This is a genomic window from Thalassoroseus pseudoceratinae, assembly GCF_011634775.1.
Lineage (GTDB): Bacteria > Planctomycetota > Planctomycetia > Planctomycetales > Planctomycetaceae > Thalassoroseus > Thalassoroseus pseudoceratinae.
Window position 1 is genome coordinate 978,353 of sequence record NZ_JAALXT010000003.1, and the last position, 22,263, is coordinate 1,000,615.

Here is a 22,263-nt window from a genome sequence, read left to right on the forward strand (position 1 = left end):
AACACCCTGTCTTCCTTGTCGCTGCGCGGGAGCGTGGCATCGAAGATGCTGTGAGGGATGCAGTTAGTTCAGTGAGTTCGTTTTTCAGAGCCTTTCACCCCAAACCTGGGCGAGTGATTCCTTCAGAGATTGATTCGTCATCGAAGATTTGTAATTCACCGCAGAGCATGAAGGCGGTAACACAGTCTAAGGATTGATTGCTTTATGACAGACTCAAATGCCGGACCAACGGGTTCGCTGCCTCAAGATATCGACAAGTCGATTGAACGAATCACGAAAGCCTACGACGCGATCCGTGCGCAAATGTCGCGGGTGATCGTCGGTCAGGAGACCGTCGTCGAGCAGTTGTTGATTGCGTTGTTCAGTCGGGGGCACTGCTTACTGGAAGGTGTGCCTGGTCTGGCAAAAACGCTGATGATCAGCACGTTGGCTCGGTCGTTGTCAATGACTTTCGCCCGTATCCAGTTTACGCCGGACCTGATGCCGGCGGACATCACCGGAACGGACGTGCTGCAAGAGAACCGCGAAACCGGCCAACGCGAGTTCCGATTCATCTCCGGCCCGTTGTTTCACAATGTGGTGCTCGCGGACGAAATCAACCGAACTCCGCCGAAAACGCAGGCCGCTTTGTTGGAGGCGATGCAGGAACGGCAGGTCACAGTGGGGCAGGCGCGGCATGTGCTGTCCGATCCGTTCTTCGTTTTGGCAACCATGAACCCAATCGAGCAAGAAGGGACTTACGCACTGCCAGAAGCCCAGCAAGACCGATTCATGTTCAAGGTGCTGGTTGACTATCCCACCTTTGAAGAAGAAAAGCAGATCGCCAAGCAAACGACTGCGGTTCAGGCTGATGACATCGAAGTCGTCCTCGACGGTGAAGAAGTCCTGCAACTGCAAAAGATTGTGCGACAAGTCCCGGTAACCGACCACGTCGTCGAATACGCACTGGCGTTGGTTCGGCAAACACGTGTAGGGCGGCCGGGAACTCCGGATTTTGTCGAAGAGTGGCTCAGTTGGGGAGCCGGTCCACGAGCCGTCCAGAATTTGCTGCTCGGTGCGAAAACCCGGGCATTGCTGACCGGTCGTGGGCATGTGTCGACTTCGGATGTCGCCGCATTAGCCAAGCCGGTTCTTCGACATCGGATTGTGGCGAACTTCGCTGCCGAAAGCGAAGGGATCACCCCAGACCGCGTTATCGATCGGTTGATCGAGGAAACACCCTCCAAAGAAGGCGGATTGACCAGTGACAGCCGATTCCAGAAGATTTTTGCTTCCTGAGGCGCTTGCCCGAGTTTCGCGGCTTGAAGTTCGTGCCCGACACATCGTGGAAGGGTTTCTTTCCGGTATTCATCGCAGCCCGTACTTTGGTCAGTCTGTCGAGTTCGTCCAACACCGTGAATACGTCGCGGGGGACGACATTCGACGGATCGACTGGAAAGTTTGGTCGAAGACAGACAAGTACTACCTCAAACTATTCGAGGAAGATACGAATCTGCGAACCACACTGCTGGTCGATTTGAGTGAATCGATGCAGTTTGGTACGGGGGCGATGAACAAGTTCGAATATGGCTGCACGATCGCCGCCGCGTTAGCGTATCTACTGCTCAAGCAGCAAGATGCCGTCAGCTTGGTTACGTTCGATGAAGGCATCCGAAACGTTGTGCCAGCGCGGAGTCGGCAGAATCATTTACACGCCTTGCTTGCCTCCCTCAACGCCGAAAACCCATCGAAGAAAACGGACATGTATTCCGTTCTGCGATATGTGGCGGAGGAGAAAACGCAAAAAGGCTTGGTCGTGCTGATCTCCGATATGTTCGCGGATCGGGAAGGGTTGTTCAAAGGTTTGAAATTGCTGAGGCATCGTGGACACGATGTGCTGCTGTTTCACGTCATGGACGATCAAGAAATCGACTTCGAATATGCCGGCACGACAAAGTTTGAAGGCATGGAAGACGCGGGCGAACTCGTTTGTGATCCACGATCGTTGCGAGAAGCCTACCAGAAAGCGTTGCAGAAATTCCTCGATGAACTTCGTCAGCATTGTGCACGGACACTGGTCGATTACCAAGTCATTCGGACCAGCGAACATCTGGATGCGGTGCTGGCTCACTATTTGAATCATCGAATTGGGATGCGGCAAACCGTACGGAACTGAACGTCGGTCGCGACGACCTCTCCACTTAAGCTAGACATCACGATGACGTCTCTCGCTCAATTCTTCTTGAACCCGACCATCGCCGCAATCGGCGGAGTGTTGGTTCTTGCGCCGATCATCATCCATTTGATCAATCGGGTCCGCTATCGCCGGGTGAAGTTCGCCGCGATGGAGTTCCTTCTCGAAGCGCAACAGCGAAACCGTCGGCGACTGCTGATGGAGCAACTGTTGCTGCTGCTGTTACGGATTCTGATTGTTCTGGCGTTGGCCGCATTGTTGGGGCGATTGGTGCTCGATGCCCGTCTCTCCGTGTTCAGCGGGAATGGCAAAGCTCATCATTTGGTCCTGCTGGACGATAGCGCTTCGATGCAAACCCGTGTCGGTAACACGACGGCGTTCGAAGACGCGAAGAAGGTGATTCGGCAACTTGTCGAGGAAGGTTCTCGCCGACCGGGAACGCAACAATTCTCGATGATTTTGCTCTCCGAACTCGATGCTCTTTACATCGCACAGCAAGACGTCGACGAAAATTTGCTTAGCGACTTAGAAGACAAATTGGACTCGCTGGAATGCAGTTTCCAAAGGCTGGATATCGAAGAGGGAATTGAAATCGCTGGTCAAAAATTGAAAAGCGACCGGGCGATTATCAAGCATCTACACGTGCTATCAGACTTCCGCTCGAACGATTGGCAAGGTGATCCGTCACTCGGCAAGGCAGTTCAGAGTTTGAGCGATGACGGCGTGACTGTGAATCTTATCCGCGCGAGTGGCGAATCGTCGCCAAACCTGGGGATCGTGCAACTCGATGCCGACGTCCAGGCGGCCGCGGTCGGTGTTCCCGTTCGGTTTTCGATCGGTGTGCAGAACTACGGGAACCAAGTGGCGGAAGATGTTCGTCTCTCATTGAGTGTCGACGGCGAGAAACTGCCACTGGCGGTCGCTTTCGACAAAATCGAAGCCGGTGAAACCATCACGCAGGTTAAGGACATCACTTTTCAAGAGGGCGGGTTACACCGGATTCGGGTTGATATTGCCAGTGATTCCCTGTCCGTCGATAACGACCGTTTTCTAACGATCAATGTTCCGCTCCAGAACAATGTTCTGATTGTCAGTAATGATATCAATGGCGAAGCGGAGGATGTGCTACGATTCGCGTTGGCTCCCGATCCCGCACTGACAGGGATTTCGCCGCGTGTGGAGTCGGTCGATTTCCTGCGAACAAACCCGCTGTCGTCGTTCCGCTCAATTTACATTCTCGATCACGACAAAGAGCCACCCGAGAACGGAACCCCAATCACGTTGCCTCCCGATGCGATCGAGCAACTTGAGGCCTACGTGCGTGACGGTGGCGGACTGGTCTGGGCCAAGGGAATGAACGCCGACGCGGACATCTTTAACGCCATCGTTGGAAAGTGGGAGAAAAACAACGAAGGAAAATGGGAACGCGATGGTGAATCGTTGTTTCCGGTTCCGTTGGCAGATTCTCGATCTGTACTCACACACGATGATCCGACCTCGACTTCGCCTGACTTATTACTGGAGCCGCACGCGATCAGCGAGAATATCGCGGACAGCGAAAGTCAAATGCTGAACGATGTGCGGGTCGACCAGTACATTCCCGTGGCGGAAGACTGGGAACCGTCGGATGATGTCCGCCTCGATGGAGTGACGACCATTGGACGGCTCAAGAATGGTGCTCCCGTCCTGTTTGAGCATCAGTTTGGTCGCGGCCGTGTCGTGACGCTGCTCACTTCCGCCGGTCCACCCTGGACAAACTTAGCCGAGCGGTTGGCGTTTCTTCCGTTGATACAGCAGATTCAAAAATTCGTCGCGAAACCGGACGAAATCCTTCGACAACGAGAGATCGGAACGCCAATTCGGCTGGATTTTCCAGCGCTCGACTATGACCAGAAGATCGACTTTCTGCTGCCGGGAAGTGGTGAAGGACGTGCCGTCGAATACGACATGAAACGCGTCTCGCCGGAACCAACCGAGGAGGAAGCGGAAGAGTCGAGCGATGAGCCAGACCCGAATGCCGATCGGTTTGTAGCGGAGTATCTAGCGACCAACACACCCGGTATCTACGGTTATCGGGCCCGGCCGCGACTGCCGAACCTGCCGAAAGACGGTGCGTTCGCCTACAACGTCTCTCGTCAGGAAGGCCATACTTCCATTGCGAGCACGGAAGAACTTCGAAAGACGATTGGTGAAACCGATAACGTCTTCGTTCGGGAATATGGCGAGACGGACTACATCAGCCAGGGCGTCGACCCCGGGCGTGAAATGCGAAATTATCTGCTGTACCTTTTGATTGGCCTGCTCATTATCGAACAGACGTTGGCCTATCGCTTCAGTTATCACCCGGAGACAGGGGCCAAACGCTGATCTCCTGATGGATATGGTATGAGTCAATTTTGGATCGCATCAATCTTCGCGGCTACCACGGACGAACGCGTCTCTGTGACCACGGAGAAACTGCAATACGACCTTCCGAAAACCTTCGAGCATGGTTTGCTGTTGGTTTGCGTCGCCGGATTGCTTATCGCCTACGTGGTTTGGATGTATCTCCGTGATACCAAGCGACTGTCGCCGGTCTGGACCGTATGGCTCCTGCTTTTACGTGTTGGAGTTTTAGTTGGCATTGCGGTGATCTATCTCAATCCGCACAACAGTCGACAAACCTTCGCTCACAAGCCGTCGCAGGTCGCAATTCTGTTGGACCGTTCGCTTTCGATGCGTTTTCCTGCGGAGAACCTGGACGACTCCTCACCACCCGCACGGCAACGCCAAACGCGAACGGAAGCCGTTGTTGATCTGCTGGCGAACACCCCGTTATTGGATCGACTGTCCCAAACACATCAGGTTCAGTTTTACGTATTCAGCCGACAACTTCAGGAAGGCCCGAAGAAACTCGCTTTGCAGCCGAGTGCGGAGGAAGTTGAACCAGACGGGACGGACCCAAAGATTGATCGACCGGAAATCTACCGCGAGAATCGATCTGACACCGCGGAGGTCCAAGAGGCACGCGTGGACTTCTGGAAGAATGTCGTCACGCCAACAGAAACTGATCAAGATACCCGACTCGGTGAATCGCTGGTTGAGGTGCTTCAAGAATTTCGTAGCAAAACCGCGTCGGGCATTATCGTTGTCTCTGATGGAGCGTCCAATGCTGGCATCGGTTATAGTAGTGCGATCGAAGCGGCTCGTGGACAAGATGGCGTGAAAATCTTCACGATCGGTGTCGGCAGCACGGATCCGCAACGCAACGTGACCATCTCCAGCATGGAGTCGCCCACACTCGTTCACACCAAGGACGCGTTCGAGATCTCGGCGTACGTACAAGGCCAAAACTTCGAAGGCGAGACGGTCGAAGTGATCCTGAAAGCCCAGCGAATGGTCGGTGATCAGGAACTTCCGCCGGAAGAACGAAGTCGGCAGACAATCACCTTGGGTGAGGATGGGGTACCGACCAAGGTTGTGTTCGACGAAAAATGGGACGATCCGCAAACCGTCCGATACGTGGTCGAAGCACAGCCGACCCAGGTCGTCGCTGAGTTGAAGGACGACGACAACCAGAAAGATGCAACCGTCAATATCAGTGAAAAGCGGACGCGAGTGCTGCTCGTTGCTGGTGGGCCGATGCGAGACTATCGGTTCCTTTCGGGGATGTTGATGCGGCATCAGGGCATCAAAGTCGATGCGTATCTTCAATCCATCGATCCAGGCACGATTGACAGTGTCAGCCAAGATGTCGATGAATTGCTCCCAGGCTTCCCCACCACTATGCAGGAGCTGAACGGTGACCCGACGCGGGAAGATGACGAAACGGGTTACGATGTCATCGTGTTCTTCGATCCAGATTGGAAAGAGCTGGTTGCGACGAGACCGGATACCGTCGAACTGCTTCAGCGGTGGGTCAGCGAATTTTCCGGCGGGATCATTTTCGTCGCGGGCGATGTCTTTACGCCGGATCTCGCGACAGCGGGCGACAATCTCGAACCAATTCAAGCGTTGTACCCGGTGTTCTTGAGTCCCAGTTTGTTTCTCGACTTGGAATTGAACAACTCGTCTACACAAGCGTGGCCGCTTCTGCTTGAGCCGGCTGGAGCGACTGCGGGCTTTTTGCAAGTCGCAGATTCACCGCAAGAATCGATCGAACTTTGGACCACCGATTTCCCAGGGTTCTACCGCTGTTATCCGACAGCCGGTGCCAAGGCGGGAGCCACTGTTTATTCCCTGTTTGGCGATTCTCGCATGATGGACGAGAACGGCCGACCGATTTTGCTGGCATCGCAAATCTACGGAACCGGACGCACTATGTATCTGGGAAGTGCGGAAACGTGGCGGCTACGGGAGATGTCAGTCGACTATCACGAACGACTATGGACGAAGATGATTCGCGAAGTCGGGCAAGGGCGGCGAAGTCGTGGAAGTTCGCCAGTCACGTTGCTGCCGGAAAAACGCGAAGTGATGCTCGGCGAGACGGTCGTCGTTCGGGCGATCTTATTGGATAACCGCAGCGGCGATTTGGTGCCATCAACTGCTGAGTCGGTCACATTGCGACTGATCGCTCCCAACGGGGAAGAAGTCTTTCCCGAACCGGTGTTGTATCCAAGCGGGGTCCAGCCAGGCGAGTTCGTCGGTGATTTTCGGGCCACCACGCCGGGACGATACACGTTGAAACTGCCAGTGCCAGGAACGGAAAGTCAATTCCGTGAGGAAACGGTTGAGGTCGTTTTCCCGGGGCTGGAGGACATCAATCCGGAGCAAAACGTTCGGCTGCTCACCGAAGTTGCTCGGCAAACCGGCGGCGAATACTTTTCGATCTCGGAAGCGGCTGAAAAGTTGCCTCCGCAATTAACCGATCAATCCCGAACGGTGCCACGTCATCAACGCATTGAGACGCTCTGGGACCGGCAGTGGGTGCTTTATTTGTTGGTGGGTTTGTTGTCGATGGAATGGTTGACTCGGAAACTGCTCCGGTTGGCTTAACGATTTTGTCACGATTGTCAGATTCATACGGTCGCTGCACCATGTCTTCATCCGAAACAATTCATCAATCAGCCACGGCATCCACCCCGCCGGAGATTCAATCCGTACTGGCGAGATTGAGACGGCGAATCCGCACGTACGTGTTTTTGGAGGGCTTGGCTTGGGTGTTGGTCGTGGTCGGGGCTCTTTTTTGGATCACGTTGGGCCTGAACTGGGGCTACTTCAAGCTAAGTCGTCTCGAGCTACCGCGATGGTTCCGGATTGCTTTGGACCTGGCAGCAGTGTTGTCGGTCGTGGCCGTCTTGCTTGCGTTGCTCGCGTGGAGACTATTCCGACAACTGCGGACCAAAGCACTTGCCCTGGTATTGGAACGACGGTTTCCGACGCTCGATGACCGACTCATCACAGCCGTCGAGGCCCCGGCTCGGCGGGATCACTACGAGACAGAATTTACACAGGCTCTGCGACAACGCACCGTTGACGAAGCCCGTCAAGAAGCGGAGCGTCTGCCATTGAAGGACGTCTTCCAAGGGCGACCGTTGGGAGTGGCCGCCACTTTGGCGACTTTCGTGCTCGCTTCGGTGATTACCTTTGGCGTTTTAAATTCTGAAGCGGTGGGCTATTGGTACCGGGCGTTTGTCGGTTTGGATGACGAATACTGGGATCGCGATACGCTCCTGGTTCCACGCGTGTTCGAAGCGGCAGTGAACGACGTCCGCGAATTTGGCGAAGAACGCATCTACAAGCACCCACGCGGCGCGGACTTCACGCTTTCCGTTTTCGTGCCGGAAGAAGACGAGGAGACCGGCAAAAAATGGTTGGTCCCCGAAGAAGTGTATTGGGACTACGAACTCGACGGTGGACGCGGCGGGGCGGAAATCTTGATGAATCCCGTTCGGGGTTCTGAACGGGAGTTTCGGCAGACGGTCAGTAATCTCCTCGATGGCATGACTTTCACAGTCTTCGGTGGGGATTATCGTAGTCGTCTCCGTTATCGGGTGATGGTGGTCGATCCGCCAACGATTGACGAAGTCCGCCTTGAACGACGGTACCCCGATTACACAAGATTGAACAACACGGAACCACCCAAAGATGACGACGAGCGGAAACAACGTGAGTTGCAAGAACTTGTGCGAGGCACTTCGGTGTCGCTGCCGTTGGAAACGCAACTCCTGATGCACGCCACCGCGAATAAGCCACTGAATGGTCTGCGAATTGAAACCGATCAATTCTTTTTGACCGTTCGTGCGGCAAACGTGGACGAAAATGGCGATGTGACCGAACCGGGAACCGCAAAGCTGGAATTGCTTTCGCAGGACGGACTCCCGTATGTCGAATTACCCTTTGCAGACGGGTTCGCCACGAAGGTGCTGACCGCGGGTTCCGACAAACTTCATCTCCCCATGGCATTGAATGCCGACGCCGAATTACAACTATCGCCGCCCGTCTTCCTACCACTGCTGACTGGGGGAGTAGCGGGTTCGGTCTCCTCGGCAGCATGGGTCGGCTCATCTGCAAAATGGATGCAACAGCCGCTCACTGCGATTCCGTTGTCAGCGAACACGCTGCTGCGTGTCTTCCTCGAAGACACGGACGGGATTATCAGTCAAGAGGCGTCTCGTCTAACGATTAACGGAATTGCCGATCTTTCCCCGGAGATCGAAGCGAAGTTTCGAGGCATCGGTGAATTTATCACCGCGAAAGCCAGTATCCCCGTGACCGGAGAAATTCGGGACGACTATGGCGTCGCGGATGCCCGATTTGAATATCGAGTCGCCACACCGGAAGGGCAATTTTTGACTGGCCCTGCGTGGCAGGTTCGCGAGTTTGAAAATCCGCCGAACGGAGTTAGTTCGGTCTATCAATTCCAATCCGACGAGCAACCTGCGACCCGGTTCGATGTTTCAAAAATCCTCGTTAATGATGAGACCGGTCCACGTCCACTCAAAATCGGGGATGTATTGCATCTGTCGATCTACGCGGAGGATGGTGACGACATCAATGGCCCCCACGGGACACGGGCACAACCGAAACCGGAATACGTTTTCCGTGTTGTCAGTCAGGAAGAGTTATTGACTATTCTTTATCAAAAAGAGTTGGGGCTGTTGGCGAGGTTTGAGCAGGTCATCGAGGAAGTCGGTGGGGCCGATGCCAACAAGCCGGCGACCGGTGTGCTTGCGGAACTGCAAAAGGCGACCGAACTGGCGAACACGATCAATGCCGATCCTGAGTCAGAGAGTGAATCCGAACGTGAAAACCGTTTGGAACTCACGTCGATCGCGACACGTTCAATGCAGAAAATCAGCAAGGACGCAGCCGACACCCGTAGCATCCAGCAAGATTTCGAAGAGATTCTGGAAGAGCTGGGGAACAATGGCATTGCGAATCCCAAGATGGTGCAATCGCTTCGTGAGTTGATTATCGACCCCCTAGACCGCATTGGGGAACGACGATTTCCCGCCGTCGACGAAGCACTCGTGAAATTCAAAGATGTGCAGGAAAACAAGGCGGACCCTCGCAGTGCCATCGCGGATAGCGTTAGCCAAACCGAGGCATTGTTGCGGGATCTTCGGATCGTCCTTAAGGAAATGCAGGAGTTGGCGAGTTACCAGGAACTCGTCGGGAACCTTCAACAAATGATTGAAGCGACCAAGAAGGCCAAGGAACTCGCCGAGGAACAACAGATCGATGATTTGAACAAAGTCTTGGAACTGTTCGATTGACCGACTCGTCTCACCAGACAGAAAATTTCGTCATAGTGACTTTGGGAGTACAGCCATGAGAAAGCCTCAACCGCAAAACCGCATTTGGCAAGTTGGTTTGCTGGCTGGTGTGGTGTTGATGGGCGGACTGTGGCAGTTCGCATGGTCGCAGGAAGACGAAGACAAGGCCGCGGCGACCGAGAAAGCGGCGAGCGAGCAGTCCGCCTTGGAAGAGCAGCGGTCTGTGGCTGCCCGTTATCGGCAGTTCGACAAAACCCTGCTGAAGATGGCGGAGTATTTGCAACGGACGGACCCAGATCGTGCGGAACTGCTGGTCCGCGCGATTCGAATGAGTCGCGAACAACGCATTTCCAATCAGATGGATTCGATCGTCGATCTGCTCGAAAGCACCGAATTTGGTGAAGCGATTGAACGCCAGGATTCAGTGCTGAGTGAAATGCAGGCATTGCTAAAACTGCTTACAAGTGAGAACCGCAGTGCGGAAATCAAAGCGGAGCAGGAACGCATCAAGGACCTGTTGAAAGATTTGAAGGTGATCGCTGACAAGGAATTCCACATCCGCAGTCAAACAGAACGTGGTGAGGATACCGAGCGATTGGCGGAAGCTCAGGGAAAGATTGCCAAACAAACTCAAGACCTGATCGAGAAAATCGACCAACAAGACGCCGCTAAGAATGCCGAACAGGATGGGAAAGAAGGCGAAGGCGAGGGCAAACCGGGCGACAAGAAAGACGGTGACTCCAATGACGGCGACAAGAAACCAGGTGATGGCGAACCGAAAGACGGCAAACCTGGGGATAAAAAGCCGGGAGACGGCAAACCGAACGAAGGCAAACCCGGGGATCAAAAGCCAAACGAGGGCAAACCGGGAGATCAGAAATCCGGTGAACCAAAACCCGGCGAAGGCAAACCGGGAGAGGGGAAACCAGGCGAACCGAAACCGGGAGAAGGAAAGCCGAAACCTGGTCAGTCGGGACAACCGGGCGAGCAAAAACCTGGTGAAAAGCAAGACGGCGATTCGAAATCCGACGATGCCAAACCCAAGGACGATCGGACTCCGGGGCGTGAAGAAATTGAGCAAGCCCGAGACGCAATGGAACGCGCGATTCAAGAACTGAAAAAGAAGAATCGTGACGGTGCATCGAAAGAGCAGGATGAAGCTCTCAAGAAACTCATCGAAGCCAAAGAGAAGTTAGAAGAAATCCTCCGACAACTTCGTGAGGAAGAGCGGGAGATGTTGTTGGCGGCGTTGGAAGCGCGTTTTCTCCGCATGCTCGCGATGCAGAAGTTGGTCTACCAAAGGACTGTGGGATTAGGCAATGTGACTGAGTGGGACGAAAACCGTCACGGTGCCGAGGCAAAACGACTTGGGGGCGATGAGAATGACATTGCTCTGGAAGCTGCGAAAGCGTTGGAATTGCTCAAGCAAGAAGGGTCTTCAGTGGCATTCCCGGAAGCTGTCGAACAGCTCCGTGAGGACATGCTTAATGTGGCTCGGCGATTGAACGAATCCAAGGCTGGCGAACTGACTCAAGCGATCGAGAAAGATATCATCGAGGCTTTGGGCGAGGTCTTGGAAGCGTTGAAGAAAGAGATGGAGAAACTCAAAGAGAAGAAGAAACAGCAGCAGAAACCCAAAGACGGCCAACCGTCCGATCCACCGCTTGTTGACCAATTGGCGGAATTGAAAATGCTGCGTTCACTGCAACTTCGGATCAATCGAATGACTCGCCGACTCAGTCGAATGGTTAACACACCCGACGGTGAGTTGGCCGAAGATCCGGATATCGTCGACCAATTGCAGCAGTTGTCGCATCGTCAGCGACGAATTCAAGAGGCAACCTACAATCTTGCGACTGGCCGCAACAAGTGACCTGGCTGTCTTTGACTGTCTGGGCAGGGCGTCGGTCGGTAGAATGTTGAATCAGATTTTGGAAACGGACTTCCTGAGCGAGGATAAATTGAGATGATTCCACTCATTGCCGCAACGATTCTCTCACTCGGTGTGTCAGCGGCACCGGTCGAAGTCACGCTGTTGAGTGGGGAATCATTTGAAGGCGTGCTGCAATCCCTAGATGAGTCGAACATTGTGATCGACGTGTCCGGGCAGGAGAAGACCGTCAAACTGAAAGGCGTGATGACGGTCCGTCCGAAAACGGACATGCCAGAATCGGTCTCCATGCCGGAGGAGTTGGCGATTCGACTAACGGACGGGAGTTCATTTTCGGCGTCGAATTTCCTTACCACAGGACAACAGGCGACGGTCGAGACATCGAGTCTCGGGACACTCGAGTTGAAATTGCCCTCGGTGAGTACCGTTCGTTTCGGAGCATTGGACTCCAAAGTTGGCCCGGCGTGGCAGGACTTGCGAACACGTGATCCCGATCGGGATCTACTCATCATCCGCAAAGGAGACAAACTGGACTTTGTCCAAGGTGTTGTCAGCGAAGTCAACGACGACAAAGTGAAGTTTCTTCTTGGGAGTCGCGAGGTTCCGCTACCGCGAGAACGGGTTTTCGGCATCGTGTACGCCAACCGTGATGTCCCAAAAACCGCTGCTGTTTGCGATGTCATCCTGACCAGCGATGCCAAATTCCAAGTCCAATCGTTGGTCTCGAACGACGGAAAACTGAACGGCAAATTGCTGGGGGGATCGGAATTCTCGATTTCGATGGAGTCGATCAAAACGCTCGATTTTAGTCTCGGAAAAATCCGTTACCTCTCGGACATGGAACCGCGAAAAACCGAACACACTCCGTTTTGGGACTTGGAATACAAAGTCCTTCGCAATCGAAATTTCCAAGGCGACCCGTTGAAACTCGGAGACCAAGTTTACGAGCGGGGCCTGTGGATTCATTCGCAGACGCGACTGACCTACCGGATCGGTGGAGATTTCACTCGGTTTAAGGCGGTGATGGGAATCGACGAAGCTGTTGCCAGTAATGGGTTAGGTAATGTCGAGGTCATCATCAGTGGTGACGGCAAAGAGTTGCTGAAGCAGGTCGTCACAGGAACGGATGACCCAGTTGCTGTCGATCTTGATGTGAGTGATGTCATCAATCTTGAGATTTTCGTCGGCTTCAACGAGAAAGCCGGCAACTTTGATTTGTCCGACCATCTCGACTTGGCTGAAGCCCGCGTCATCAAGTAACACCGTCTTTTAGAGACGTTGGGAACGAAGGCCATTGAGAGGAATTGTAACGTGAACCGACTCGCTCTGATATTTTTCGCTGCATTGGTCGGCACCTTCGGAAGCGATCCGACCGTTTCCTTCGCCGTCGACAAAGCCGTGCTTGAAGCTCAACAACGACGGATCGAGGTGATTGAGCGGGTATCGAAAACCGTCGTCGCGATCTTCGGTGCAAGTGGTGGCGGTGGTGGATCGGGGGTGCTGATCTCGCCCGACGGTTATGCACTTACGAACTTTCATGTCACAAGTGGTGCCGGCGATTTCATGAAGTGTGGTCTGAACGATGGCCGGCTTTATGATGCCGTGATCGTGGGAATCGACCCGACTGGCGACGTCGCCATGATCAAGCTCCTTGGCCGAGATGATTTCCCCGCCGCCACGCTGGGAGACAGCGACGAGGTCCGTGTTGGCGACTGGGCCTACGCGATGGGCAACCCATTCCTGCTCGCGACAGATTTTCGACCAACGATCACTTATGGAATCGTGAGCGGGGTCCATCGGTATCAAGAACCGGCGAGTAACAACTTTCTCGAATACACCGACTGTATCCAGGTCGACTCGTCGATCAATCCCGGAAACTCGGGCGGGCCGTTGTTCAGTGACGACGGCAAGGTGATTGGTATCAACGGTCGGGGGTCGTTCGAGAAACGGGGGCGGGTCAATTCCGGTGCGGGCTATGCGATTTCGATCAACCAGATCAAGCATTTCATGGAGCACCTAAAAAGCGGACGGATCGTCGACCATGCAACACTCGGAGCAACCGTCACCACGCGAACCGATGGGACCGTGATGGTGGCCAACATCCTCGAAAACTCTGAGGCGTATAAACTCGGGCTACGTTCCGGTGACGAGCTCATTTCTTTTGCCGGTCGCCCGATTCGTAGTGTCAACCAGTTCAAAAATGTGCTTGGAATCTACCCCAAGGGATGGAAGCTTCCGTTGACTTATCGGCAGGAGCAAGATCGACAGACGATTTATCCACGATTACGGGCGTTACACCGAGCTTCGGAGATGGTGTTCGACAAAAAGCCCGTCGAACCGCCCAAGCAACCGAAACCAGATGCTCCCAAAGACGACCCCAAGAAACCGAAGATGCCGCAAATTCCGGGTCACTCGAAACCGAAACCACCAGCGGAATACGCTCATATGTTGGTGAAGAAACCTGGCTTCGCCAATTACTATTTCAATGAGCAGGAACAAGACCGGATTTTCGAAGGGTTGAATTCGACCGGCGACTTTTCGTCGTTGAATGGGTCTTGGACAATTGCTGGGCAAACAGGTGATGGCCAGGAGTTCGAATTAATCATCAATGACCAATCCGTCGAAATGCAGCAGGGAAACCAGGAGTTTTCACAAAAACTCGGTTTGGACGGGACCCCCACCGATCTGCCGCCCGGTAGCGGTGGCTTGCTGACCAGTCTGGCGGCGTATCGCTTGCTGCTCACGGAAGGGAAGAAACCGTTTAGCGATACCTACTACCTCGGGGCGGAACCGCTCGATGGCAATGGTCCGCGTGTTGATGTTTTGATCTCAAAATGGATCACGACTGAGATTCGATGGTACTTCGATCAGACGAATCAGCAATTGCTCGGGTTCGATACATACCTGTCGGAAGATGCCCTGCCATGTGAGGTGCGAATCCAACAGCGTCAAGATGTCGATGGCCGACAGTTCCCGTCGGAATTGCTTGTGCGACACATCGGCGAGACGTTCGCGACGTATCAGATCTCGAAAGCGGACTTCTCAAAAGCGGAGGGGCAGAAATGAGGTGGTTACGAATATTGCTGCTGGCCTCCGTCGTCAATCTTGGAATCCAAAGCGGACTCTTTGCCAAGTCCACCAGAGAAACAATTGAATACGCGTTGCCACGAGTCGTCAAGTTGTTTGGAGCGGGAGGGCTCCGCGGTCTCGCAGGCTACGGTACCGGCTTTCTTGTCTCGAAAGACGGACACATCGCAACCGCATGGAGTCATATTCTCGATGCGGACCAAGTCAGTGTTGTGCTGGATGACGGTCGCCGATTTGAAGCCAAACTGATCGGTGCTGAGCCACAACTCGACATCGCGGTACTCAAGATTGAAAATCTGACGACAGAACTGGATCACTTCGAGTTATCCACCGCAAAAACGGTTGCTGTCGGTCAACGTGTTCTCGCCTTTAGCAATATGTTCAATGTGGCGGCCGGAGATGAACCGGTTTCTGTTTTACACGGTGTGGTGGCGGCGAAGACTGATCTCGCAGCCCGTCGTGGTGCCTTTCAAATACCGTATGACGGGCCGGTCTATATCATGGATGCCATTACGAACAATCCGGGGGCGGCCGGTGGAATTGTACTGACTCGCACGGGCGAACTGGTGGGGGTGATCGGCAAAGAGGTTCGCAACGCACGCAGCAACACGTGGGTGAACTACGCCATCCCGCTTCCTGTGTTGACGAAGACCATTGATGCCATCATTGCCGGCACATACGTCGAGGATGAAAAACCTGATGAAGACGCACCGGATCGTTATCGACCGCTCGATTTCGGCTTGGTGATGGTGCCGGATGTGGTTTTTCGCACACCGGCCTATATTGAATCTGTGCTTCCGGGAACGGCCGCGGCGAGTCAGGGACTTCAGCCCGATGATCTCGTGCTGTTCGTTGACAATGAGCTTGTCCAATCAGCCCGAGAGTTGAAGCGAAAATTGGGGGCTCTCGAATCCGGTGATCGGTTTGAAATGATCGTGCGTCGGAAGAATCGACTCATCACCATCCAACTGACTGCACCAAAGAAGTCGGATCAATGACCCATTTGCATTTTTCGAAGACGATCGCCAGTTTATTTTGCGTTCACGTCGCCTTGATCATGCTCGGAACGTCGGTATGCCATGCCGAAGATCTCGAGGAAGCCGAAGAAAAGGCGTTTCGGGAAGCGGCTGCACTTGCGGAGCCGTCCATCGTGCGGATTCAAACGGTGGGCGGTCTGGATCGCGTTGGTCAAATCCTCGCCGCCGAAGGACCGACGACGGGAGTCGTCGTTTCGTCGGATGGGTTTGTCATCACCAGTTCTTTCAATTTTGTGAATCAACCGACGTCAATCGTGGTGCGTCATCCAGATGGGCGACCGCTACCGGCGAAGATCGTCGCGACCGATCACTCGAAGATGCTCACGCTGCTGAAAGTGGACGCCGACGACCTGACGCCTGCCGTCACCGCTCCGGCAGAGGAAATCCGCGTCGGACAATGGGCACTGGCCATGGGACGAACATTCGACGAAAATCTCCCGAGCGTGTCGGTCGGCATCGTCAGTGCGTTAGATCGCATTTGGGGGAAGGCCATTCAAACGGACGCGAAGACATCGCCCGTGAATTACGGTGGTCCGTTGGTGGATATCCAAGGCCGCGTGATGGGGGTGGTTGTGCCGCTCTCGCCACAGGGGACTGACGAAGCGGCTGGTGTGGAATGGTACGACGGTGGCATCGGGTTCGCGATTCCGCTGGCGGACATCAACCGTGTTCTCGATCGGATGAAGAAAGGCGAAGATCTTCATCGTGGATTGTTAGGTGTCAGCTTTCCGGGAGCATCAGGACTTCTCGGCGTCGACCCGACAATCGACCGGGTCCGTGTGAATTCCCCGGCGGACAAGGCGGGAATTGAATCGGGTGATGTGCTGGTGAAAATCGGTGATACGGACGTTGCGAGTCAGTCCGAAATCAAACACGCCATGGGTAAGTACTACGCGGGTGATCGGCTCTCGATTACTGTGAAGCGAGGTGAGGAAAACATCTCCGCCGACATTGAATTGGTAGCGGAACTGGCTCCCTACGAGTCCGGGTTCCTCGGGATTCTGCCGGAGCGACAATCCTCGGAGAACGCCGAGGGGGTTGGTGTCCGGTATGTCTTCCTCGACAGTCCAGCCGCGAAGCTGGGGCTAAAGAACCGAGATCGCATTGTAGCGTTCGATAAAACAGAGACGCCAAATGCGGAAGTGCTGCTCGATCTCGTGAGCCGAATGCAGCCCGGTGATACAGCGAGCGTGACTTGGTCGAGCGAAGGGAAACCGAATACAAAAGAAGTCGAGTTAGCCGCCATTCCCGATCAACTGCCTGATGAATTGCGAAGCGTTGCGATTGTGCCCGCCGGTGATGCGGTCGAACGCCCCGAAGTCGGACACTTCTCGGGCACCATTCCTGATGGCGAGATGACATACTGGGCGTACGTGCCAGACGGGTACAACCCAGCGGCCTCGTATGGTCTTATGGTTTGGATTCATCCGAATGACGACACGATGGAAGCCGCGATCCTCAACAAATGGCGAGTGATCTGTGAGCAGAGAGGTTTGATTCTGCTCGCGCCACGGGCGGAGAACATCACACGTTGGACACTTCCCGAAACCGCCGTTGTCAAACAATTGGTCGAAAAATTCCTGGCGGACTACTCGATTGACCAAGACCGGGTGTTTGTCCACACGATGGCCGAAGGGGGGCCATTTGGCTTGCAGTTGGTGCTTAAGAATCGTGATCTGTTCGCAGGCTTCAGCGGCGTTGGCACACCACTTCGAGGCAAATTGCCGGAGAACGATCCGGATTTTCGGCAGCAGTTTCAATTCATTGTCGGGCCGGATGATCCATTGAAGCCACGGATCAACGCATCGGTTGAAGCTCTGCGGAAACTAAAATTCCCCGCGACCTTGCAAGAAATTGACGGCCTCAAAAGTGGGATCTACCCAGAGAAAGCTGACGTCGAGTCCCTAGCAATTTGGGCCGATTTGCTCGACCGAATCTAAAAAGCTGTTCCGACAGAATCGGGATACGCGACAGACGCCATAAGAGTCGTTACACTACGACCATCGCTCGACGCACTGGAATTGTGTCCGCGACTCTGTCTCTTCATATACGCATTCATATGGGCGTTCGTCCACGTTTCCTGGTCGATTACGCCCAGTCACTCCCATTCTGTTGGTTGCTATGATTCAGTCTGCCGTTACTGTGAGTTTGGTCGAGGAAGCCCGCGGTGGTCCATTTGTATTGTGGGACGACTTGCCTGCCGCATGCGAGTTAGCCTCGAAATTGGGGTACGACGCCATCGAGCTTTTTGCTCCGTCGCCAAATGTCGTGGACTCGGGAGAGCTAAAGAGCTTACTCGATCAGCATCAATTGAAACTCGCAGCGGTCGGAACCGGTGCGGGGATGGTGATCGATGGTCTCAGTTTGATCGACACCGATCGGGCACGCCGAGAGATCGCGATTGAGTTCGTGCGATCCATGATCGAATTCGGTTCGGAGTTCGGAGCACCAGCGATTATTGGCTCAATGCAGGGCAAGTGGGGCAACCGGCTCAGCAAAGATGCTGCTCTTGACCTCTTGCGGGATGCGTTGGACCGATTGGGAGCCGACGCTGAACAACATGGCACGCGTCTGATCTACGAACCGCTCAACCGGTATGAAACCAATCTCATCAACACGATTGACGATGGTGTTGCGTTCTTGAAGACGTTGAAATCCGAGAATGTGAAACTGCTCGCCGACCTGTTCCATATGAACATCGAAGAGGTCAATCTGGCCGACGCGATTCGCGCGGGTGGAAGTTTCATCGGTCATGTGCACTTCGTCGATTCCAATCGGCGACCCACGGGGAATGGGCACATGGACTATGCCCCGATTGCCGCGGCACTCAAGGAAATCGGTTACGACGGCTACGCGTCTGCCGAGGCTTTTCCCTGGCCCGATCCGAATGCAGCGGCCGAACAGACAATTTCTCAATTCAAAAAATGGTTCCGGGATTAGCGTTTCATCATGCTGAAGCATCAACTGGTCCATCCCGAAATTAACGGCGTCCTCGGCGCTGCGGGGCATCATTCGAAAATCTTGATCGCCGACGGCAATTACCCAGCGTCGACGAAACGTGGTCCGAATGCCACGTTGGTCAGTCTGAATCTGTCTCCGGGTGTGGTCACGGTGTCGCAGGTGCTGCGTGCACTGCTATCCGCGGTACCGTTGGATGCCGTCAATACTATGGGGATCCCACCAGACGACCCATACGCGGAACAAGGGGAGCCGACGGTATGGGCGGAGTATCGGCAAGTCCTGCAGGAGGCAAATTCGCCGCTGGAATTGGAGCCGATCGAGAAGTGGGATTTCTACGAAGCCGTCGAGTCTCCCGATCACGTGTTGACGATTCAAACAGCAGATCAGTCCTTGTGGGCGAACGTATTACTAACGATGGGGTGTCGGGTGGCCCCCGAAAACTAATCACGGTGTCGCATGATGCCAACAAACAAAGCTCAACTGCTTAATAACATGGCACCACTGAAACGCTTAGAGCCGTCTACGCTTGTGGAAAATTTACTTGTCGTGACGGCGCGGGATTTGCTTCGTTTGAAAGGGTAGAAAACAAACACAAATCTTCGCCGCATGTAGGCGGTTTACTCGATTCGATATCGTGTATTATGTTTGATGCATACTGTTGTGACGGGTTCTTCGATGAGGTGTTTTCAACGGGCGGTCCACCGCGACTGCCGGACCTTGTCGAGCATCTCCGAGGGTTCAGCGGAGAGGAACTTCGGACTCGACAGCGGCGTGCGGAAGCCTTGCTTTTAAACCTCGGAATTACGTTTGCCGTTTATGGCGACGATCGAGGGACTGAAAAAGTTTGGCCCGTCGACCTGATCCCACGGATCATGGACGCCACGGAGTGGGGGGGGATCGAAAAAGGATTGGAGCAACGAATTCATGCTCTGAACCTATTCATCGACGACATCTACAACGACAAGAAAATCATCAAAGACGGCGTCCTGCCGGAAGAAATCGTCGCGACGGCCACGACCTATCGCAAAGAGTGCGAGGGGTTTCATCCGCCAAATGGCGTTTGGGTTCATGTAACCGGGACCGATTTGGTCCGCGATCGCGACGGGCAAATTTACGTTCTTGAAGACAACCTCCGCTGCCCGTCTGGTGTTTCCTACGTTCTTGAGAATCGAGAACTGATGAAGCGAACGCTACCGGAGGTGTTTCGCGGGGCCTCGGTCGCACCCGTGGAAGATTATCCCGAGCGATTGCTATCGACGCTTTTGGACACCGCACCGGCCGGATTGGACGAACCGACCGCCGTCGTGCTGACACCGGGGATCTACAACTCCGCCTATTTCGAGCACTCGTTCTTGGCTCAGCAAATGGGGGTGGAACTCGTCGAAGGACAAGACTTGGTCGTCGATGACGGTTTCGTGTTCATGCAGACAACGCATGGAATGAAACGTGTTGACGTCATCTACCGCCGGATTGACGACGACTTCCTCGATCCGAAATGTTTTCGATCCAACTCGGCACTGGGCGTGCCTGGGTTGATGGAAGTCTACAAGGCGGGGCGTGTCACACTCGCGAATGCCCCGGGAACGGGAATCGCGGATGACAAAGCCATTTATGCGTACGTTCCGCAAATCATCAAATACTATCTTGGCGAAGACGCGATCCTGAACAATGTGCCGACCTATCTTTGCTCAGACGCGCAGCAGCGGCAGCATGTGCTTGATCACATGAACGAACTGGTCGTGAAACCGACCAACGAATCCGGCGGATACGGGATCATGCTGGGACCGCAAGCGACGGAGTCTGAGCAAGCCACATGTGCCGATGCGATTCGCCAAAATCCGCGGAACTTCATTGCCCAGCCGATGCTCACTCTCTCGACTGTCCCAACGCTGATTGGTGATCAACTCGAGCCGCGACATGTCGATCTTCGACCATTTATCCTGACCGGAAACGAAACTTATGTGCTGCCAGGCGGATTGACTCGTGTCGCGTTGCGGCAAGGTTCGATGATTGTGAACTCGTCGCAAGGCGGTGGCAGCAAAGATACGTGGGTCATCGGCTCTGCCTCTGGTAAGTCGGCGTGGCGGGAAGCCGAGTCGTCTTCAGGTTTTGAGAACTCCATGCAGTCTCAGTCTACGGGTGGCATGAGCCAATCTCAGAGTCAATCGTAGTGGGTTGCCCGAACTTCGATTCTGAGTTCGAGTCGCCGTCGCTCCCCAGTGACGGATCGAACAAAGTTCTCAGACTCGGCGTTTTCTCGTGAATCTCAGGTCAAGCGATTACTTGTTGAGTCGAGACGGCAGGTATTCATTGCAACTTCATCACTCGAAATGCCAGACGACGGATTTTTTGTGACACTGCACGATCGGTTCTTAGGATCGTCGCACAATTCATCGGAAATGTTTACGCATGTTGTGTCGTACCGCCGGATACATTTATTGGTTGAGCCGCTACATCGAACGTGCCGAGAATGTGGCTCGATTTGTTGACGTGAACCAAACGTTGACCCTGGGGGCTCAGGGCGCTTTGTCTCCGCAGTGGGCTCCCCTGGTTTATACAACCGGTGACGAGGAAATCTTCGCGGAACTCTACTGCGACGGAAAGTGCGAACCAGAACACTTCAGCGAAGAAAACGTCCTTCGCTTTCTGACATTCGACGAACGCAACCCGAATTCGATCTTGTCCTGTCTTTCCATGGCGCGTCAAAACGCCCGGGGGGTGCGAGACAATCTGCCCGCGTTGACGTGGGAAGAAATTAACAAGTTCTATCTCATGGTCCGTGAAGCGGCGGACCGTCCGCACACGCTTCGGCAACCCTATGACTTTCTCGATGAAGTCAAGCGGCGAAGTCATCTGATTGGCGGCGTGACACACTCGACGATGTCCCGAAACGAGGGTTGGCACTTCTATCGCATTGGTCGCATGTTGGAACGTGCCGATAAGACATCGCGGATGTTAGACGTGAAGTACTACGTGCTGTTGCCCGACCCCAGCGATGTCGGCACGCCGTTAGACGTCGTTCAATGGTCGGCATTGTTGGAATCCACCAGTGCCTTGCAGATGTATCGAAAACGGTACGGCCGAATTCGTCCGCGGAAGGTGGCTCGCTTCTTGATATTGGATCGGGAATTTCCGAGATCGATGGGGTACGCGTTGCTGCGGGCGGAGCAGTCAATGCATGCCATCACCGGGTCACCGCAGGGTGTTTACCGGAATTCTGCCGAGCAACTTCTCGGTCGCCTAACGGCCGAACTCAGTTACACCAGTGTCGATGACGTGATCGAAAACGGGATGCATCAATTCATCGATGGCTTCCAAAACCGATTGAATGAAATTGGCGTTGCGGTGGAATCGAATTTCTTCCACGTCCAACAAGAGCGTGGTTGATTGTCGCCAGCGATTCATACGGTTTTCACT

Annotated in this window: 14 protein-coding genes; all 14 read left to right on the forward strand. The window is 54.3% G+C overall.

The features are described from left to right. The first annotated feature begins 204 nt into the window (after positions 1-204). The 14 genes from G6R38_RS13810 (at position 205) to G6R38_RS13875 (ending at position 22,233) form a co-directional block, all read left to right on the forward strand. Positions 205-1,278, forward strand: a complete 1,074-nt coding sequence (locus G6R38_RS13810) for an AAA family ATPase (RefSeq protein WP_166826256.1) — start codon at positions 205-207, stop codon at positions 1,276-1,278. Next, positions 1,244-2,155, forward strand: a complete 912-nt coding sequence (locus tag G6R38_RS13815) for a DUF58 domain-containing protein (protein ID WP_206028576.1) — start codon at positions 1,244-1,246, stop codon at positions 2,153-2,155. Before G6R38_RS13810 ends, G6R38_RS13815 begins: the two co-directional genes overlap by 35 nt. 42 nt (positions 2,156-2,197) lie before the next feature. Further along, positions 2,198-4,540, forward strand: coding sequence for a BatA domain-containing protein (locus G6R38_RS13820; RefSeq protein WP_166826259.1), 2,343 nt, complete (start codon positions 2,198-2,200; stop codon positions 4,538-4,540). A gap of 18 nt (positions 4,541-4,558) precedes the next feature. Beyond that, positions 4,559-7,147 (forward strand): VWA domain-containing protein, encoded by a 2,589-nt coding sequence (locus G6R38_RS13825; protein ID WP_166826263.1) that lies wholly within the window; start codon positions 4,559-4,561, stop codon positions 7,145-7,147. Between the two features lie 41 nt (positions 7,148-7,188). Then, positions 7,189-9,870, forward strand: a complete 2,682-nt coding sequence (locus tag G6R38_RS13830; protein ID WP_166826268.1) for a hypothetical protein — start codon at positions 7,189-7,191, stop codon at positions 9,868-9,870. Between the two features lie 55 nt (positions 9,871-9,925). Then, positions 9,926-11,743, forward strand: coding sequence for a hypothetical protein (locus G6R38_RS28040; RefSeq protein WP_240928192.1), 1,818 nt, complete (start codon positions 9,926-9,928; stop codon positions 11,741-11,743). A gap of 93 nt (positions 11,744-11,836) precedes the next feature. Then, on the forward strand, positions 11,837-13,021 hold the full coding sequence (locus tag G6R38_RS13840; protein ID WP_166826273.1) for an NPCBM/NEW2 domain-containing protein: 1,185 nt from the start codon (positions 11,837-11,839) through the stop codon (positions 13,019-13,021). Between the two features lie 51 nt (positions 13,022-13,072). Next, positions 13,073-14,827 carry a S1C family serine protease gene (locus tag G6R38_RS13845; protein ID WP_166826276.1) on the forward strand — a complete coding sequence of 585 codons (1,755 nt, stop codon included), beginning with the start codon at positions 13,073-13,075 and terminating at the stop codon, positions 14,825-14,827. Then, positions 14,824-15,846, forward strand: coding sequence for a S1C family serine protease (locus G6R38_RS13850; protein WP_166826279.1), 1,023 nt, complete (start codon positions 14,824-14,826; stop codon positions 15,844-15,846). Before G6R38_RS13845 ends, G6R38_RS13850 begins: the two co-directional genes overlap by 4 nt. After that, the gene (locus tag G6R38_RS13855) at positions 15,843-17,825 is read left to right on the forward strand and encodes a trypsin-like peptidase domain-containing protein (protein WP_166826281.1); all 1,983 of its coding nucleotides are present in this window, start codon (positions 15,843-15,845) and stop codon (positions 17,823-17,825) included. The genes G6R38_RS13850 and G6R38_RS13855 overlap by 4 nt, the downstream gene beginning before the upstream one ends. Before the next feature lie 181 nt (positions 17,826-18,006). Then, positions 18,007-18,825, forward strand: coding sequence for a sugar phosphate isomerase/epimerase family protein (locus G6R38_RS13860; protein ID WP_166826283.1), 819 nt, complete (start codon positions 18,007-18,009; stop codon positions 18,823-18,825). A gap of 9 nt (positions 18,826-18,834) precedes the next feature. Next, positions 18,835-19,290, forward strand: coding sequence for an RbsD/FucU family protein (locus tag G6R38_RS13865; RefSeq protein ID WP_166826285.1), 456 nt, complete (start codon positions 18,835-18,837; stop codon positions 19,288-19,290). Positions 19,291-19,487: 197 nt separating this feature from the next. Continuing rightward, positions 19,488-21,017 (forward strand): circularly permuted type 2 ATP-grasp protein, encoded by a 1,530-nt coding sequence (locus G6R38_RS13870; protein ID WP_206028577.1) that lies wholly within the window; start codon positions 19,488-19,490, stop codon positions 21,015-21,017. A 238-nt stretch (positions 21,018-21,255) separates the two neighbouring features. Further along, positions 21,256-22,233 (forward strand): alpha-E domain-containing protein, encoded by a 978-nt coding sequence (locus G6R38_RS13875; RefSeq protein ID WP_166826287.1) that lies wholly within the window; start codon positions 21,256-21,258, stop codon positions 22,231-22,233. Positions 22,234-22,263: the final 30 nt, after the last annotated feature.

Excerpts from the sequence above, each read along its gene's own strand:
- G6R38_RS13810 (WP_166826256.1), top strand. The coding sequence starts at position 205 with ATGACAGACTCAAATGCCGGACCAACGGGTTCGCTGCCTCAAGATATC.
- G6R38_RS13820 (WP_166826259.1), top strand. The coding sequence starts at position 2,198 with ATGACGTCTCTCGCTCAATTCTTCTTGAACCCGACCATCGCCGCAATC.
- G6R38_RS13825 (WP_166826263.1), top strand. The coding sequence starts at position 4,559 with ATGAGTCAATTTTGGATCGCATCAATCTTCGCGGCTACCACGGACGAA.
- G6R38_RS13830 (WP_166826268.1), top strand. The coding sequence starts at position 7,189 with ATGTCTTCATCCGAAACAATTCATCAATCAGCCACGGCATCCACCCCG.
- G6R38_RS28040 (WP_240928192.1), top strand. The coding sequence starts at position 9,926 with ATGAGAAAGCCTCAACCGCAAAACCGCATTTGGCAAGTTGGTTTGCTG.
- G6R38_RS13840 (WP_166826273.1), top strand. The coding sequence starts at position 11,837 with ATGATTCCACTCATTGCCGCAACGATTCTCTCACTCGGTGTGTCAGCG.
- G6R38_RS13850 (WP_166826279.1), top strand. The coding sequence starts at position 14,824 with ATGAGGTGGTTACGAATATTGCTGCTGGCCTCCGTCGTCAATCTTGGA.
- G6R38_RS13855 (WP_166826281.1), top strand. The coding sequence starts at position 15,843 with ATGACCCATTTGCATTTTTCGAAGACGATCGCCAGTTTATTTTGCGTT.
- G6R38_RS13860 (WP_166826283.1), top strand. The coding sequence starts at position 18,007 with ATGATTCAGTCTGCCGTTACTGTGAGTTTGGTCGAGGAAGCCCGCGGT.
- G6R38_RS13865 (WP_166826285.1), top strand. The coding sequence starts at position 18,835 with ATGCTGAAGCATCAACTGGTCCATCCCGAAATTAACGGCGTCCTCGGC.
- G6R38_RS13870 (WP_206028577.1), top strand. The coding sequence starts at position 19,488 with ATGTTTGATGCATACTGTTGTGACGGGTTCTTCGATGAGGTGTTTTCA.
- G6R38_RS13875 (WP_166826287.1), top strand. The coding sequence starts at position 21,256 with ATGTTGTGTCGTACCGCCGGATACATTTATTGGTTGAGCCGCTACATC.